At 58.8% G+C, this 14,567-nt stretch carries 12 protein-coding genes and 1 pseudogene; 7 read left to right on the top strand and 6 right to left on the bottom strand.

What is annotated here, in order from left to right:
- Positions 1–60 precede the first annotated feature (60 nt).
- From AC1DWG_RS20180 to AC1DWG_RS20170, 3 genes are read left to right on the top strand one after another with little or no spacing between them, the layout of a single operon-like run.
- The gene (locus tag AC1DWG_RS20180; RefSeq protein WP_477788261.1) at positions 61–2,196 is read left to right on the top strand and encodes an FUSC family protein; all 2,136 of its coding nucleotides are present in this window, start codon (positions 61–63) and stop codon (positions 2,194–2,196) included.
- Positions 2,186–2,386 (top strand): DUF1656 domain-containing protein, encoded by a 201-nt coding sequence (locus AC1DWG_RS20175; protein WP_108217534.1) that lies wholly within the window; start codon positions 2,186–2,188, stop codon positions 2,384–2,386. The genes AC1DWG_RS20180 and AC1DWG_RS20175 overlap by 11 nt, the downstream gene beginning before the upstream one ends.
- A 4-nt stretch (positions 2,387–2,390) precedes the next feature.
- Entirely contained in the window at positions 2,391–3,356 is a 966-nt protein-coding gene (locus AC1DWG_RS20170) for an HlyD family secretion protein (RefSeq protein WP_477761952.1), read from the top strand.
- 201 nt (positions 3,357–3,557) lie between these two features.
- On the opposite strand, the gene AC1DWG_RS20165 is transcribed toward AC1DWG_RS20170, so the two are convergent.
- The 3 genes from AC1DWG_RS20165 to mexE are packed head-to-tail and all read right to left on the bottom strand — an operon-like array spanning position 3,558 to position 9,423.
- Positions 3,558–4,979, bottom strand: coding sequence for an efflux transporter outer membrane subunit (locus tag AC1DWG_RS20165; protein WP_477761951.1), 1,422 nt, complete (start codon positions 4,977–4,979; stop codon positions 3,558–3,560).
- Complete coding sequence (locus AC1DWG_RS20160) at positions 4,979–8,158, bottom strand: efflux RND transporter permease subunit (RefSeq protein WP_477761950.1); 3,180 nt, start codon at positions 8,156–8,158, stop codon at positions 4,979–4,981. Before AC1DWG_RS20160 ends, AC1DWG_RS20165 begins: the two co-directional genes overlap by 1 nt.
- 11 nt (positions 8,159–8,169) lie before the next feature.
- Positions 8,170–9,423, bottom strand: a complete 1,254-nt coding sequence (gene mexE, locus AC1DWG_RS20155) for a multidrug efflux RND transporter periplasmic adaptor subunit MexE (RefSeq protein WP_477760215.1) — start codon at positions 9,421–9,423, stop codon at positions 8,170–8,172.
- 450 nt (positions 9,424–9,873) lie between these two features.
- On the opposite strand from mexE, the gene AC1DWG_RS20150 reads away from it, so the two are divergent.
- On the top strand, positions 9,874–10,824 hold the full coding sequence (locus tag AC1DWG_RS20150; protein WP_477788260.1) for a S66 peptidase family protein: 951 nt from the start codon (positions 9,874–9,876) through the stop codon (positions 10,822–10,824).
- A 288-nt stretch (positions 10,825–11,112) separates the two neighbouring features.
- Here AC1DWG_RS20150 and AC1DWG_RS20145 read toward each other — a convergent pair whose 3' ends face one another.
- Together AC1DWG_RS20145 and AC1DWG_RS20140 are read right to left on the bottom strand one after the other, a co-directional pair.
- Positions 11,113–11,373, bottom strand: a complete 261-nt coding sequence (locus tag AC1DWG_RS20145) for a DUF6429 family protein (protein ID WP_030132074.1) — start codon at positions 11,371–11,373, stop codon at positions 11,113–11,115.
- 49 nt (positions 11,374–11,422) lie between these two features.
- Positions 11,423–11,840 (bottom strand): annotated as a pseudogene (locus AC1DWG_RS20140) (transposase domain-containing protein); the annotation flags it as partial.
- A 389-nt stretch (positions 11,841–12,229) separates the two neighbouring features.
- Between AC1DWG_RS20140 and AC1DWG_RS20135 the strand changes: the two are divergent.
- Positions 12,230–12,547 (top strand): helix-turn-helix transcriptional regulator, encoded by a 318-nt coding sequence (locus AC1DWG_RS20135; RefSeq protein ID WP_477788259.1) that lies wholly within the window; start codon positions 12,230–12,232, stop codon positions 12,545–12,547.
- Complete coding sequence (locus AC1DWG_RS20130) at positions 12,540–13,799, top strand: type II toxin-antitoxin system HipA family toxin (protein WP_477788258.1); 1,260 nt, start codon at positions 12,540–12,542, stop codon at positions 13,797–13,799. The genes AC1DWG_RS20135 and AC1DWG_RS20130 overlap by 8 nt, the downstream gene beginning before the upstream one ends.
- Before the next feature lie 292 nt (positions 13,800–14,091).
- Here the strand turns inward: AC1DWG_RS20130 and AC1DWG_RS20125 are convergent, their stop codons facing one another.
- On the bottom strand, positions 14,092–14,394 hold the full coding sequence (locus AC1DWG_RS20125; protein WP_477788273.1) for a helix-turn-helix domain-containing protein: 303 nt from the start codon (positions 14,392–14,394) through the stop codon (positions 14,092–14,094).
- A gap of 28 nt (positions 14,395–14,422) precedes the next feature.
- Here AC1DWG_RS20125 and AC1DWG_RS20120 point away from each other — a divergent pair, with 28 nt between their 5' ends.
- The gene (locus tag AC1DWG_RS20120; RefSeq protein ID WP_477761948.1) at positions 14,423–14,563 is read left to right on the top strand and encodes a hypothetical protein; all 141 of its coding nucleotides are present in this window, start codon (positions 14,423–14,425) and stop codon (positions 14,561–14,563) included.
- Positions 14,564–14,567 lie beyond the last annotated feature (4 nt).

Below are 14,567 nucleotides of genomic sequence, written 5' to 3'. Positions count from 1 at the left end.
ACCTGTCGAGGCCCCGCAGCAGTGACTACGCTTGCTGGAGGTGTCTCGACGAGTGTTCCCATGCAAGCGTTGTTGCAGTACTTCAAGGCCATGCTCAACCCCGGCCCCGGGGTGTTGCTGTTTGCCCTGCGAACCATCGCGGCCGGTTTGTTGACACTGTATCTGGCGTTTTTGTTCGATCTGGACCAACCCAAGTGGTCGATCATGGCCGTGGTCATCATCAGCCAGCCACTGGGCGGCATGGTGCTGGCGCGCAGTTTTGGCCAAGTCATCGGTACCACCATGGGGGCGGTCGTGGCGGTGGCAATCATGGCGATATTTGCGCAGGCACCGTTGCCGTTCATCACCACCCTGGCCCTGTGGCTGGCGCTGTGCACCGCCGGTGGCACGCTGTTGCGCTACACCAGCTCCGGGGCATTCGTGCTCAGTGGCTACACTGCCGTGGTCATCGCATTGCTGGCGATTCCCGATCAGGACGGCACCTTTTTGCTGGCGGTGACCCGCCTCACCGAAACCTTGCTGGCGGTTGCCTGCGTGTGCGTGGTCAGCCTGCTTACCGCCAGGCCGGAAGCCGTGGCACGGGACTATTTCGCGAAGATCGATCAAATCACCCGGTTGCTGGCCACCCATGCCAGCGCCGTCATCCGCACCGAAGAGAGCGAAGCGGATTTCCAGCACCGACAAATGCAGCTGTTGGGGCAGATCAGCGGCCTGGAGGGTGTGCGCCGGCACATGTATTACGATGCCCCGCGCTTGCGCAGTGCCAACGGCCTGGTGCAACTGTTGGGCAATCAATTGGTGTTGTTGACCGCGCGGTTGACCGCCTTGCGCCACCAGCGGTTGTTGTTGACCGAGCGCTGGGAGGGCGAGTTGCCTGAAGAAATTCAACGGCTGCGCGCCGAAGAACTGGCCTTTCTCGATGAACTGGCGCGGCAGGGGCGTTCGCTGTCCAGTGAAAAGCGCCATCATTTCACGTCGCTGCAACAACGCTTTGATGAGCTGGCCTACAGGGCCGAACAATTGACTGAGCCGCTGCCGGCCACCTTGCGCTCGCTGGCCTGGTCGTTGCGCTGGGAGCAAGCACGCCTTCTGCAGCAACTTGAGCAGATTCTGGAGTTGAGTGATGCCATCCAGAGCGGGCGACCCGCCAGCAGCGTGTTTCGCGGGCGGGAAAACCCGCTGCACCTGGACTTCACCCTGGCGACCATGAATGCCGTCCGGGCCTTTTCCGCGCTGTTGATCGCCGGCCTGATCTGGATCGAAACCGGTTGGGACGGTGCGCGAGGCGCGATGGTGCTGGTGGGCATCCTGTGTTCGCTGATGTCGACGTTTCCCCGGCCGCTGCTGGCCGTTCAAAGCTATGCGCGGGGGTTCGGGCTGGCGCTGGTGGCCTCGGCACTGCTTCAGTTCATGTTTGTGCCGATGATCAGCAATTTCGAGATGCTTGCCTTGTTGCTGGCGCCCTTGCTCTACGCCGTTGCGGTGGGCCTGGCCAGTCCCGCCACTACAGGTACCGGCATTGGCCTGGGGCTCACGACTTTTCTGTTGCTCGGCCCGTTGAACGTGGGGATTGGCCAGAACACCGCGATCCAGTGGTTCGAGTTTGCCGGCGCTTATACCTGCGCGACCGTGCTGGCGTTGAGTGTGTATGCGTTGATCTTTCCGTTCATGCCGGATTTGCGCATGCGGCGGCTCCACAAAGAGAGCTGCGAGCAGGTGTACGCCTTGTTGAAAACCTCGGCGACCGATGAGCAGCAGTTTGCGTTCGAGAGCCGTATGGTCGATCGCCTGACCATGATGCTGGGGCTGCTGCCGGCGACCCGGGAGCCACAATCGCGTGAGCGGTTCCAGGTCAGCCTGGCCTGCATGGCACTGGGTATTGCCTTGAATCAGCTCAGGCAGCAGGGGCAGAACAACGCACTGCTGAGTCCGGATCTGCAAAGTCGCCTGTTCTCGACAGTGCGGGAAACGGGGAGGCTGGTCGCCGGTCGGCCCGGGGTCGAAGTGGCGCTGGTGCTGGATAGCCTCCACACCCTGGGCGACGAACTGGATGCCCTGCATACCGATGTTCATGAGCACTTGTGGTCGGTGTTCCGTATGCGCGTGTCGCTGTTGATCGTGGTGTCGTTCGTCGAGCGTTATCGCGGCTACTTTCAACCCACAGGCCTTGAAGGAGACCCTGTCCTTGCCCATTGATCTGGAAGTGGGTGGTGCCTACCTGCCCCCGATTGCTCAGGCGCTGCTGCTGGGCGTGCCGATTTTCCTGCTGCTGGACTGGACGTTGCGGCGTCTCGGTGTGCTGCAGTTTGTCTGGCACGAAGCGTTGTTCGAAGGCGCGCTATACGTCTGCGTCTGCGCCACATTGATCCTGGTGATGGGAGCCTGATGCCTTGAAGAACATCCTTTCCCGACTCACGACGCTGGCGGTGGTACTGCTGGCCGTTATCCTGGGTTGGTTCGCCTGGGAACATTACACCCGCGCCCCCTGGACCCGGGATGCCCGGGTGCGTGCCGATGTGGTGACCTTATCCGCCGACGTTTCGGGGCGAATCGTCGGCCTGACCGTGCAGGACAACCAGCATGTGAACAAAGGCCAGGCGTTGCTGGAGATCGATCCGGCGCGTTACATCCTGGCGGTGGAGCATGCCAAACGTGCCGTTGAGGTGGCGAAGGCCTCGCTCGGGCAGGCCCAGGCGACCATTACCGCCAGCGAAGCGTTGCTCAAACAACGTCAGAGCGAAGAGCAACGGCGGCGTACGCTCAAGGATCGTTCGGCGATTTCCGGCGAAGAGTGGGAAAAAGCCAACACCGACGTGTCGGTGGCCCAGGCTGACTTGCTGCGTAATCAGGCCAACCTGGTGTTGGCCCAGGCTAACGTGCAACTGGCCATCGCGGCCTTGACCCAGTCCGAGCTCGATTTGCAGCGTACCCACGTCGTCTCCCCGGTGACTGGATATGTCACCAATCTGCTGACCCGGGAGGGCGACTACGCCTCGGCCGGCGGTCCATTGCTGGCGTTGGTGGACAGCGATTCGTTCTATGTCAGCGGTTACTTTGAAGAAACCAAGTTGCCGCGGATCGGGGAGGGCGACCGGGTCAAGATCGAGTTGATGAGTGGCGAGACGTTCGGCGGCAAAGTGCAGAGCATCGCCTTTGCCATTGCCGACCGGGAAAACCTGCCCGGTGGCCGCCTGCTGGCGAATATCAACCCCAGTTACACCTGGATCAAGCTGGCGCAACGGGTGCCGGTGCGGATCGAGATCGATGCCGACTATGCCGGTAAAAACAACCTGAGGGCGGGGACTACTGCCACGGTCACCGTTCAGGAAAACCAAAAATCTGAGGATCACCGCTAACCCGGTAGGAGCTGGCTTGCCAGCGAAAGCATTGTGTCAGCCAACATGAAAAGTGACCGATACACCGCATTCGCTGGCAAGCCAGCTCCTACAGGGGGGATGGGTAAGTCCTGGGCAAAAAAAGCCCCGCGACCGAATGAGACGCAGGGCAAGGAAATTGGTTGGCTGCGGCCAACCAAAGGAGCGCATTAAAACATCGGGTCAGTTGCTGGCGACCGTCTCCGGCTGCCAGCCACCGCCAAGGGCCTTGTAGATCGCGACGATGCCGCGATACAGGTCGACTTCAGCCTGGGCCTGGGTGTCTTCGGCGGCCAGGCGTTCCCGTTGGGCGTCGAGCAGCACAAGGAAATCGGCCGAGCCTTCGCGGTAGCGGATCTCCGCCAGGTCGGCGGCCGAGCGGCTGGACTCGCTCTGGCGAATCAGCGAGATCAGGCGTTGCTGGCGTTTGCCGTAGTCGCTGAAGGCGTTTTCCGATTCTTCCAGGGCCAGCAACACGTGTTGCTCATAGGTCGCCAGGGCGCCTTCGGCATCGGCGTCGGCGCCGCGCAACCGGGCCTTCACACTGCCCAGGTCAAACGCCGCCCAGGTGATGCTCGGGCCGAGCGCCCAAGCGTTGGCTGCCGAGGAGCCGATCTGTGAACCGCGCCCGGCGGTAAAACCGAGGAAGCCGCTGAGGCTGACCCGCGGGAACAGGTCAGCCTTGGCCACGCCGATACGTGCCGTGGCCGACGCCAATTGGCGTTCGGCACTGCGAATGTCCGGACGGCGTTGCAGCAGCTCACCCGGATCACCGATCGGCAATGCCTTGGCGATCGCCGGCAGGTCTTTCGGGCTCATGTCCACGGTCAGCTTGTCCGGACGTTCACCCAGCAGGGTGGCGATACGGTTTTTCTGCCGAACCTGTTCGGCCTGCAGTTGCGGCACGCTGGCCTCGACTGACGCGAGTCGCGCATCGGCACGCTCCACGTCGAGCTGATCACCGACGCCGGCATCACGCAGGCTGACGGTGATCTTGCGCGACTCCTGCTGGTTCTGCAGGTTGGCCAGGGCTATTTTCTCCCGCAGTTGCGCCCCGCGCAGTTGGCCGTAGGAATCCACCAGTTCGGCAATCATGGTGACTTGCAGTTGGTACAGATCGGCCTCGAACGCCTGTTGTTCGGCGTTGGCCGACTCCAGGTTGCGCTGGATGCGGCCGAACAGATCGATCTCCCACGCCATATCCAGGCCCAGGTCGTAGCGTTCGCTGTTGACCCGGTCGGTGGTCTGGCCGGGAATCTGGCCTTTGCCCAAATCACTGCTGACGCGGCTGGTGATGGTCGGCATGGCATCGTTGCTGACGTCATCGCGGATCGCCCGTGCGGCTTTCCAGCGGGCGAAGGCGACGCGCAGATCGCGGTTGCCTTGCAGGGATTGCGTCACCAACTGGTTGAGGGTCGGGTCTTCGAACTGCTGCCACCAGATGCCTTCGAAACGCGAGCGGTCAAAGTTCTTCTGGCCGGCGGCGCCATCGGTGGCGGTCGTGATATTGGCCGCCTCGGTGGTTGGCGTCTTGTAGTCCGGGCCGACGGCACAGGCACTCAGGGCCAGTACCAGCAGGCTCGGCAGGAAGGCTTTCAAACTCATCAATGCGACTCCAGCTTCAGGGCGGCCTTGGCGGCTTTGCGCGCTTGGCCGCGCTCGACAAAGTTACGAATCAGTACGTAAAACACTGGCGTCAGCAACAGGCCGAAGAAGGTTACCCCAAGCATCCCGGAGAACACCGCTACACCCATGGCGTGACGCATTTCGGCACCGGCACCGCTGGAGAACACCAGCGGCACGACGCCCATGATGAACGCGAAGGAGGTCATCAGGATCGGCCGCAGACGCAGACGGCAAGCTTCCAGAACCGCCGCCAGCGGGTTTAGGCCTTCGAGCTGTTTGTCCTTGGCGAACTCGACGATCAGGATCGCGTTCTTGCAGGCCAGGCCCACCAGTACGATCAGGCCGATCTGGGTGAAGATGTTGTTGTCACCGCCGGAGGCGATCACCCCGGTGATGGCCGACAGCAGAGTCATCGGTACGATCAGGATCACCGCCAGTGGCAGGCTCCAGCTTTCGTACTGAGCCGCCAGTACCAGGAACGCCAGCAGCACACAGAGCGGGAACACGAACAGCGCGGTGTTGCCGGACAGGATCTGCTGGTAGGTCAGGTCGGTCCATTCGTAGGTCATGCCGTTCGGCAGTTCTTCCTTGAGCAGTTTCTCGATGGCTTTTTCGGCCTGGCCGGAGCTGTAGCCGGGGGCTGCCGCACCGTTGATTTCAGCGGTGATGAAGCCGTTGTAGTGCATCACGCGGTCGGGACCCGAGGTGTCGCTGACCTTGATGAAGGTCGCCAGCGGGATCATCTCGCCCTTGTTGTTGCGCACTTTCAGCTGGCCGATCTGGTCGGATTCGAGGCGGAACTGTTGTTCGGCCTGAACGTTGACCTGATAGGTGCGCCCGAAGCGGTTGAAGTCGTTGGCATACAGCGAACCCAGGTAAATCTGCAGGGTGTCGAAGATGTCGCTGACGGCCACGCCGTGGGTCTTGGCTTTTTCCCGGTCGATGGCAGCATCGACCTGTGGCACGTTCACCGTGTAGCTGGTGAACAGGCCGGCCAGTTCCGGCACGCTGTGGCTCTTGTTGATGATGTTCATGGTTTCCTTGTACAGCTCTTCGTAGCCCAGGTTGCCCCGGTCTTCGATTTGCAGGCGGAAACCACCGATAGTGCCCAGGCCTTGTACCGGCGGCGGCGGGAAGATCGCCATGTAGGCTTCCTGGATGTTCGCGTACTGGCCGTTCAAGGCACCGGCAATCGCACCGGCGGACATGCTCGGGTCTTTACGTTCGTCGAACGGTTTCAGGGTCACGAACACGATGCCGGCGTTCGGGCTGTTAGTGAAACCGTTGATCGACAAGCCAGGGAAGGCCACCGCGCTTTCCACGCCCGGCTGTTTCAGGGCGAGGTCGGACATGCGCTTGATCACGTCTTCGGTACGGTCCAGGCTCGAGGCATCCGGCAGTTGCGCGAACGCCACCAGGTATTGCTTGTCCTGGCCGGGGACGAAACCGGTCGGGGTGCTGGAGAAACCGAAGAAGGTCAGGACCATCAGGCCGGCGTACAGCAGCAGGGCGATACCGCTTGAGCGGATCACACGGGCAACGGTGCCGACATAACCATGGCTGGCTTTCTCGAAGAAGCGGTTGAACGGACGGAACAACCAGCCACCGAAAATCTTGTCCAGCACCTTGGAGAAACGGTCTTTCGGCGCGTCGTGACCCTTGAGCAATACCGCGGCCAGAGCAGGCGACAGGGTCAGGGAGTTGAAGGCCGAAATCACCGTGGAAATCGCAATGGTCAGGGCGAACTGCTTGTAGAACTGGCCAGTCAAACCGGAGATGAACGCCGCCGGAACAAACACCGCACACAGCACCAGCGCCGTGGCAATGATCGGGCCGGTCACTTCACGCATGGCGCGTTTGGTGGCTTCAACCGGAGTCAATCCGAGTTCGATGTTCCGTTCGACGTTCTCCACCACCACGATGGCGTCGTCCACCACGATGCCGATCGCCAATACCAGGCCGAACAGCGACAAGGCGTTGAGCGAGAAGCCGAACAGGTGCATCACGGCAAAGGTACCGATCAGCGATACCGGCACAGCGACCAATGGAATGATCGAAGCACGCCAGGTCTGCAGGAACAGGATCACCACCAGCACCACGAGGATCAGCGCTTCGAAGAGGGTGTGAACCACCGCCTCGATGGAGCCGCGCACGAAGATCGTCGGGTCATAGACGATGCTGAAGTCCATGCCTTCAGGGAAGCTCTTCTTCAGTTCGGCCATTTTGGCCCGGACTTCATTGGAGATTTCGATAGCGTTGGAACCAGGACGCTGGAAGATCGGGATCGCCACTGCCGGCTGGTTGTTCAGCAGCGAACGCAAGGCGTATTGGCTCGAACCCAGTTCGACGCGAGCGATGTCCTTCAGACGAGTGATTTCACCGTTGTCGCCAGAGCGAATGATGATGTTCTCGAACTCTTCCTCACTGACCAGACGGCCCTGTGTGTTGACCGACAGCTGGAATGCCGTGGCATTCGGTGCTGGCGGCGCACCCAGCGCACCGGCCGCCACTTGACGGTTCTGTTCGCGAATTGCCGTGACCACATCGGTCGCGGTCAGGTTGCGCGAAGCGGTCTTGTTCGGGTCCAGCCATACACGCAGCGAGTAATCGCCCATGCCGAACAACTGCACATCACCGACACCGCCCAGGCGCGCCAGCTCATCCTTGATGTTGAGCAGAGCGTAGTTGGACAGGTACAGCATGTCGTAGCGTTTGTCCGGCGAGGTCAAGTGCACCACCATCGTCAGGTCGGGCGACGCCTTGTCCACGGTGATACCGATGCGCGTCACTTCCTCGGGGAGTTTCGGCTCGGTGCGGGTCACGCGGTTCTGCACCTGCACCTGGGCGTTGTCCAGGTCGGTACCCAGGGCAAAGGTGATGGTCAGGGTGATCTTGCCGTCAGCGGTGGATTGCGAGGACATGTACAGCATGTTCTCGACGCCGGTGATGGCTTGTTCCAGCGGCGCGGCCACGGTTTCGCCGATGACTTTCGGGTTGGCACCCGGGAAGTTGGCGCGGACCACCACGGTCGGCGGCACCACTTCCGGGTATTCGCTGATCGGCAACTGGAACAGCGAGATCGCACCGGCGATCAGGATCAGCAGCGACAGCACCGCTGCGAAGATCGGCCGCGAAATGAAGAATTGGGAAAAATTCATCTTGGAATCCCTTAACCGCGTGGGGTCGTGGCAGCCAGTTTCACAACCGTACCCGGCGCAACCTTGGCAGGTGCGACTTGAGGCAGGTTACTGGCTTCCAGCGCTTGGCGTTGTTGTGCGAGAGCCGCGAGGGTTTGTTCGCTGGCCATCGGAATCACCTCAGGGGTGACCGGTGAGCCAGGGCGCACCCGTTGCAGGCCCTTGACGATGATGGTGTCGTCCTTGTTCAGACCGTTGCGCACGATGCGCAGACCTTCGATCTTCGGACCCAGTTCCACCGCGCGGTAGGCGGTCTTGTTGTCGGCATCCATCACCAGCACGAACTTCTTGCCCAGGTCGGTGCCGACCGCCTCATCGTTGATCAGCATGGCGCTGTACGTACCGCTGCCCACCAGTTTCAGGCGTGCATACAGGCCCGGGGTGTAGCTGCCATCGCTGTTGTCGAACACGGCGCGGCCACGGATGGTGCCGGTTTTCGGGTTGACCTGGTTGTCGACGAAGTTCATCACGCCCTGGTGTGGGTTGCCGTCCTCGTTGGACAGGCCCATATAAACCGGGGTGGTGGCGCCGCGCTTGCCCTGGCGAGCGAGCTCCGTGTACTTGAGGAACACACGCTCGTCCGCGTCGAAGTAGGCATACACCTTGTCGGTGGAGACCACGCTGGTCAGCGGGGTGGTGTCGGCGGTCACCAGGTTGCCGGCGGTGATTTCCGCACGGCTGACGCGGCCGCTGATCGGTGCGGTGACGCGGGTGAAGCTCAGGTTCAGCTTGGCCAGGTCCAGCTGTGCCTGAAGAGCGCCGACGGCGGCGCGGGCTTCCTGGGCGGCGCTGGTACGCGAATCGGCCAGTTCAGCGGAAATGGCGTTGCTGGTGCGCAGGCGTTCACCGCGCTGGGCTTCGTTTTCGCTACGGGTCGCATTGGCGCGCGATTGTGCAACCAGTGCTTCGAGGCGGCGGACCTCAGCCTGGAACGGACGCGGGTCGATCTGGAACAGCAGGTCGCCTTTCTTGACCAGGGCACCCTCTGTGAAGGCCACTTCATCGATCTGACCGGAGACCCGTGGACGAATCTCGACGGTTTCCGGCGCTTCGAGGCGGCCGGTGAATTCGTCCCACTCGTTGACCGGTTGTTCCAGCACCTTGGCCACGCTGACCTTGGCCGCTGGCATGCTGGCGGCGGTTTCCGGGGCCTTGCCGCAAGCGCTGATCACCACTACGGCCAACAAAGCCAAGGGGAAGCGCAAATGTTTGAGTGACTGTTCCATGGATGCATCCGCCAATGTGTTGAGATTGGCGAATGATGCGCGGCGGGTTTGTATCTCACGAATCGAATGGGGCGAAGGTAACTATCATTCGGAATGATATGAGACCCAAGCCAGCCCTCTAGCCTGCGCCTTGTGTCAGGGGGCGATCAACCCGGTTGATGGAAATTCTGTGTTTCCAGATTTGCAAAGGTATGAGGGAGGTCGATGTGCCGGTTTTGGACGCCCTATGGTGAGGTGCATTCAATGAGGTATCAGTCATTTTTCGATACAGCCAAAGCATACGAAATGTAATTCGTATAATGAAGCTGCTGTATTAAAGGTAGTTAATTGTTTGCTGAGGTGGAAAAAAATTGCGAAGTTTCCTGTAATGATTCATCAGGAAAGCGTAAGTGGGACTATTGAATGGCTCTGGTATGCTGAGTTTGTGTTCAGCCAATTAGAGGAAAAAACATGAGTAACATGAGATTGCCGAAGTCCCTGAAAAGTGGAAGCAGGATCGCTATAGTTTCGCCAGCGGGTTATTTGACCAATCCGGCCTTTTTGGATCACGTTACTACGATGATTAAAGAGCAGGGGTATGATTTTGTATATTCAAAAAACTGCTTTGAGAAGTATGACAATCATTATGCCTATGCAGGCACCCCGCAGCAAAGGTTGGCAGATTTACAATGGGCGTGCGATGACCCGAATATCGACGCTATCTGGGTGACTCGTGGGGGTTATGGAAGTGTACAGTTGCTGGATGGACTAAATTTTAGTGCCATTTGTAAAAATCCCAAATGGCTGATTGGTTATTCCGATATCACTTACCTGCACAGCGCTTTCAATCGCCACGGTATCGCTACGATCCATGGGCACAACGTCGTACGAACCCTGAGTAATGGCGTTCCTCCTCCGCCGTCTGCCTACGGCAAGATTTTTGATATTTTGAAGGACCACGCGCCAGAGTATAAGATTGTTTCACATGCACTGAATAAAATGGGCAAGGCCAAGGGGCGACTGGTGGGTGGAAACCAGACTATTGTTGGAGCCGTTTCTGGAACCCGCTACGACTTCGATTACAAGGGAGCAATATTGTTCTTGGAGGAGGTCGGAGAAAATGCTTATTATAGAATCGATCGGCAAATGCAAACGCTGGAAACGGCAGGTGTGTTGGCTAAAATAAAAGGCATCATTATAGGCTCCATGCGGGATATAGGCGGCGTGAAGTCGGATTTTGACGAGGCTGCTTATAGCTTGATTCATCAAATTACAGAAAAATATAAAGTGCCTAAAATATTTGCTTTTCCCGCAGGGCATATACCTGATCATTACCCGTTGATTATGGGGGCGGAGGTTGAGATGGAAGTGCGGGCAGACCAGAGTATCGTGAAATACTCCCTGTCTCATAAACGCTCTTGATTCGGGATATTCTTCGGGTGGTCAAATAAATGTTGAACACTCGAAGAAGCCCGCAGTCGCACTCATTTTCATGGACCATCAGGCGCACCTGTTGGTCTTAATGTAACGCCTCAACCGAAACTGGCAGGGGTAGTGAACCTGACGTAGGGCAGGAGTGCGCTTGTGCATTCAGTAGAAACTCCATACGGCCGGCAACACTGCAGCGCACTGACGTTCTACGTATCGGTCGCGACTGTTCATCGGTAAGTGATCCATAAACCCCACCTACCGTATGGCCGGGGTATGAAGTCAGGTATCCGAGTCGGATATATGCTCCACTTGAGTTCTTACCCCAAACAACCGGTCGGCTATCTGCCGACCTCGCTCCAGTCCTTCAGCCGTCAACCAAATCGATTTGTTTTTGTTCACCGGATTACTGATGAAACCCTGTTCATGCAATCGGTTCATGGTCTCGAAGTCGAACCCTTTCCAAGTATTGCCGTTATCGAAACTGAAAGCTGCCAACAGGGCAAGCACGGCTTCTTCAATCAGTTTATCGTCGTATTCCATGATCGTTGCTCCGCTCGTATTCATTAAGCTCCGTAAACCTCCACCAGCCTCAAGATGGATTATGCGATACCGGCGAGCAGTTCCAGGGCAGCAGTGCTTCGTAGTCCTCAACCGAAGACGCCATTGGCAGGAGCCCTATGCGTGACGCAGCCACGCATAGGGCTCCTGGCCGTTGGCTTTGGCGGCCTCGACCAGGCTGTAAAGTTGAGCGCTGGCCGTTGCACCTTTGGGCGTGTCGCTGAACAGCCAGTTCTTTCTTCCGATCACGAAGGGCCTGATGGCTCTTTCGGCAGGGTTGTTGTCGATCGGCAAGTAGCCTTGCTCGACGTATCGCTCAAGTTTGCTCCAGTTGCTCGCCAGGTAGCTGATGACTTTGCCCAGGGCGTTTTGAGCTGTCACCTGCGGCTGCGTCTTTTTATCCGGCTTTTCAGCTGGGCCAACGCCGGCAGGCTGTGCTCGTGACGACCTGCTTTATCCAACTCGACCAGTGCGGCCAGGCCATTAATGGATTTTAGAAAGCCGACGGGCTTTGGGTAGAGATAGACTTTTTCGACTTTAGCATCAGGTCGCATCATGGCGGGGCTGACTCCAGAGGGAATCGGGAGCACAGCATCGGGGATCGGCTGCGAGTCTTGTATGTGAGGTTTATGGCGCGCTTACGTTCATCGCTGAGGCAGGGAAAATGATACCTGCAGGACGAATCTTCAAAAGAACAGAATTAATTCCAATAGGCCGTGATTAATACAGGAAAAGCCAATATAAAACACAAAATAAGGGAATTACGCATCTTGAACTGGATTGCGGTTAATTCTATAATTTTGGGTATTAAATGGTGTGCAGCGACGGACGACACGTTATGTTGGATTTAAGCTTCAGCAAGCCGAGTGAAATCGTCAAGCGGCTCTGCAATCGTCTGCGCACGGAACGGCTGGCTTTGCAGATGACGCAAGCCGATGTGGCCGGTCGCGCCGGTATTGGGACCAATACCGTTTCCAACCTTGAAGCTGGGCGCAATGTCGGGTTCGAGAATGTGGTCCGCGTGGCCATGGTCCTTGGACGAACCAAGGAGCTCGAAGGACTGTTCTTGCCAAAGCTCGATAGCCTTGAAGACATTCGCCGATACGAAAACACTGTCAATCGTCATCGTACCAAGAGGAAGTCCGATAATGCTTGAACAGGTTGACGTCTACTACGAGGGTTGGGGTGAACGTTGGCTGTGGGGCACGCTTGTGTCTACGACCGCTATCACCGGTCGCCCACAGATTGTGTTTGAGTACAGCAATGAAGCGAAGAGCAGAGGCCTGGAGCTGTCGTCCTACACACTTCCATTGGACGGCCCCCAACTACGTCGAGGTTTTCCGTCCCATCAGTTGGGCCTGCCAGGGCCTATCTATGACTCGTTGCCTGACGGTTGGGGCCTGCTGCTGATGGACCGGTTGTTCAGGCGCCGCGGCCTCAACACAGCACGCATAGGACCTCTGGAGCGGCTGGCCTATGTTGGTAATATTGCCATGGGGGCAATGTCGTTCGAGCCCGTGGCTCCCGAAGGGCAGGAGCCGCAAGCGCATATCCCCCTTGAGCTGCTTGCGGCTGAGATTCAGGAAGTTCTCAATGGGGAAGGTGGGGAATTCCTGCAGACGTTACTGTTGGTAGGGGGCTCCCCTCAAGGCGCCAGGCCAAAGGCGTTGGTCTATCGCGATCCTCAAAGTGGAGCCTTCACCACCGCCGCCAAGCCGGGCTTTGAAGCCTGGCTCATCAAGTTCCCGGCAAAAGAAGAACATCCCGAGGTGTGTGCTATCGAAATGGTCTATGCCGAGTGCTTGCGCATGTGCGGCATCCAGACCCCGGACACCCGGCATTTCAGTCTGCCCAACGGGCTGGCAGCCTTCGCGAGTAAGCGCTTTGATCGTATGGACGGCAAGCGCGTGCCCATGCAAAGCCTTGCAGTCTTTACCGGGGCCGACTACAAGTCACCGGGGGCCTTGGACTATGTCAACTTCTTGCGTGCGACGCAGATGTGCACCAACGATGTGCGAGAGAAAGCTATCGCCTTCGAGCGCGCCGTCTTCAATGTTGCATTCAACAACCGAGACGACCACCCCAAAAACTTCGCCTACGTCATGTCGCCATCTGGTGCATGGCAGCTGGCGCCAGCCTACGACGTGACTTTCTGCGAGGGACCGGGCGGTTATCACCAGATGGACGTGATGGGCGAGGCCTTGGAGATTGATCGAGACGCGATGCTCAGACTTGCAGACGAAGCAGAGGTCTCAGTGGAGACTGCTGGCGGCATCATTGACAAAATTTGCAACGTCGCGAGCCAGTTTGCGACCATCGCCGAGAACCTGTACCCACGCGTGATCACCCAAGACACCCTGGATACCATTCAAGGCCGAATCGACGAGAACATCGACCAGCTGCGCTAACACCATTTGGAGGGCAGGAATCGGCCCTTCATCTCTGCATTCAGGGTTGAAAGCATCCATTGTTCGAGAATGGAGATTTAACCCTGATGATCTCTCGCCAAGGCAACTTAAAGACTATCCGGATCCCCGAAGAACATTTCACCAGGGCTCTACCTCGACTTTACAGGCCGAAGAGTCATGAACATGCCCCTGGTTTTGCCCCTGTCGCTCCCTACGATGGGCAATTGCTCACGGGGTTCAGCCTTACCCCGGATAGCGCCACGACCATCGGCAGGTCAACTTCAAACCCGAGTTAAGTTAGCGTCACCAATCTATCAGGCTGCGGATCATTGCGGCCGGAGGTCCGCCGCTCGCGCCGCCATTGTCCAGGTGACACGCCGGTCGCGGCTTTAAACGCGCGGCTGAGTGTGATGTCGCTGCCGTATCCCGTCTGCTGCGCCGCAGCTGCGATCGAGTGGCCGGCAGCGAGGATGAGCTTGGCACGATAAATACGCCACGTCGCGACGTAGGTCAGCGGCGGCACTCCGACGACCGACGTGAACAGCGCCGCGAAGGTGGAGCGCGACATCCCGGCGTCACGGGCGAGTTGCTCCAGCGTCCACGGGGGCGCCAGGGCTGCATGGATGCGGTGCAGCGTTTGCGCCAGCTGGCGATGGGGCAGCCCGGCAAGCAGTGGCCAAGTGTCGATGGTTGGCGTGCTGGCGGAGGGCGTGATGCCTGGCTACCTCGACATGTTCCTCACCTTCGCGCTGTTCCAGACGTAACCGC

This window comes from Pseudomonas sp. P4_B3, from assembly GCF_056402295.1.
The sequence above is the reverse complement of the archived record's forward strand: the minus strand, read 5'-3'. Positions and strand labels throughout refer to the sequence as shown.

What these genes read in the sequence shown, in the direction of transcription:
- AC1DWG_RS20150 (WP_477788260.1), top strand. Translation starts at nt 9,874, where the DNA reads ATGAGTAACATGAGATTGCCGAAGTCCCTGAAAAGTGGAAGCAGGATC.
- AC1DWG_RS20145 (WP_030132074.1), bottom strand. Translation starts at nt 11,373, where the DNA reads ATGGAATACGACGATAAACTGATTGAAGAAGCCGTGCTTGCCCTGTTG.
- AC1DWG_RS20130 (WP_477788258.1), top strand. Translation starts at nt 12,540, where the DNA reads ATGCTTGAACAGGTTGACGTCTACTACGAGGGTTGGGGTGAACGTTGG.
- mexE (WP_477760215.1), bottom strand. Translation starts at nt 9,423, where the DNA reads ATGGAACAGTCACTCAAACATTTGCGCTTCCCCTTGGCTTTGTTGGCC.
- AC1DWG_RS20135 (WP_477788259.1), top strand. Translation starts at nt 12,230, where the DNA reads ATGTTGGATTTAAGCTTCAGCAAGCCGAGTGAAATCGTCAAGCGGCTC.
- AC1DWG_RS20180 (WP_477788261.1), top strand. Translation starts at nt 61, where the DNA reads ATGCAAGCGTTGTTGCAGTACTTCAAGGCCATGCTCAACCCCGGCCCC.
- AC1DWG_RS20120 (WP_477761948.1), top strand. Translation starts at nt 14,423, where the DNA reads ATGCGGTGCAGCGTTTGCGCCAGCTGGCGATGGGGCAGCCCGGCAAGC.
- AC1DWG_RS20165 (WP_477761951.1), bottom strand. Translation starts at nt 4,979, where the DNA reads ATGAGTTTGAAAGCCTTCCTGCCGAGCCTGCTGGTACTGGCCCTGAGT.
- AC1DWG_RS20160 (WP_477761950.1), bottom strand. Translation starts at nt 8,158, where the DNA reads ATGAATTTTTCCCAATTCTTCATTTCGCGGCCGATCTTCGCAGCGGTG.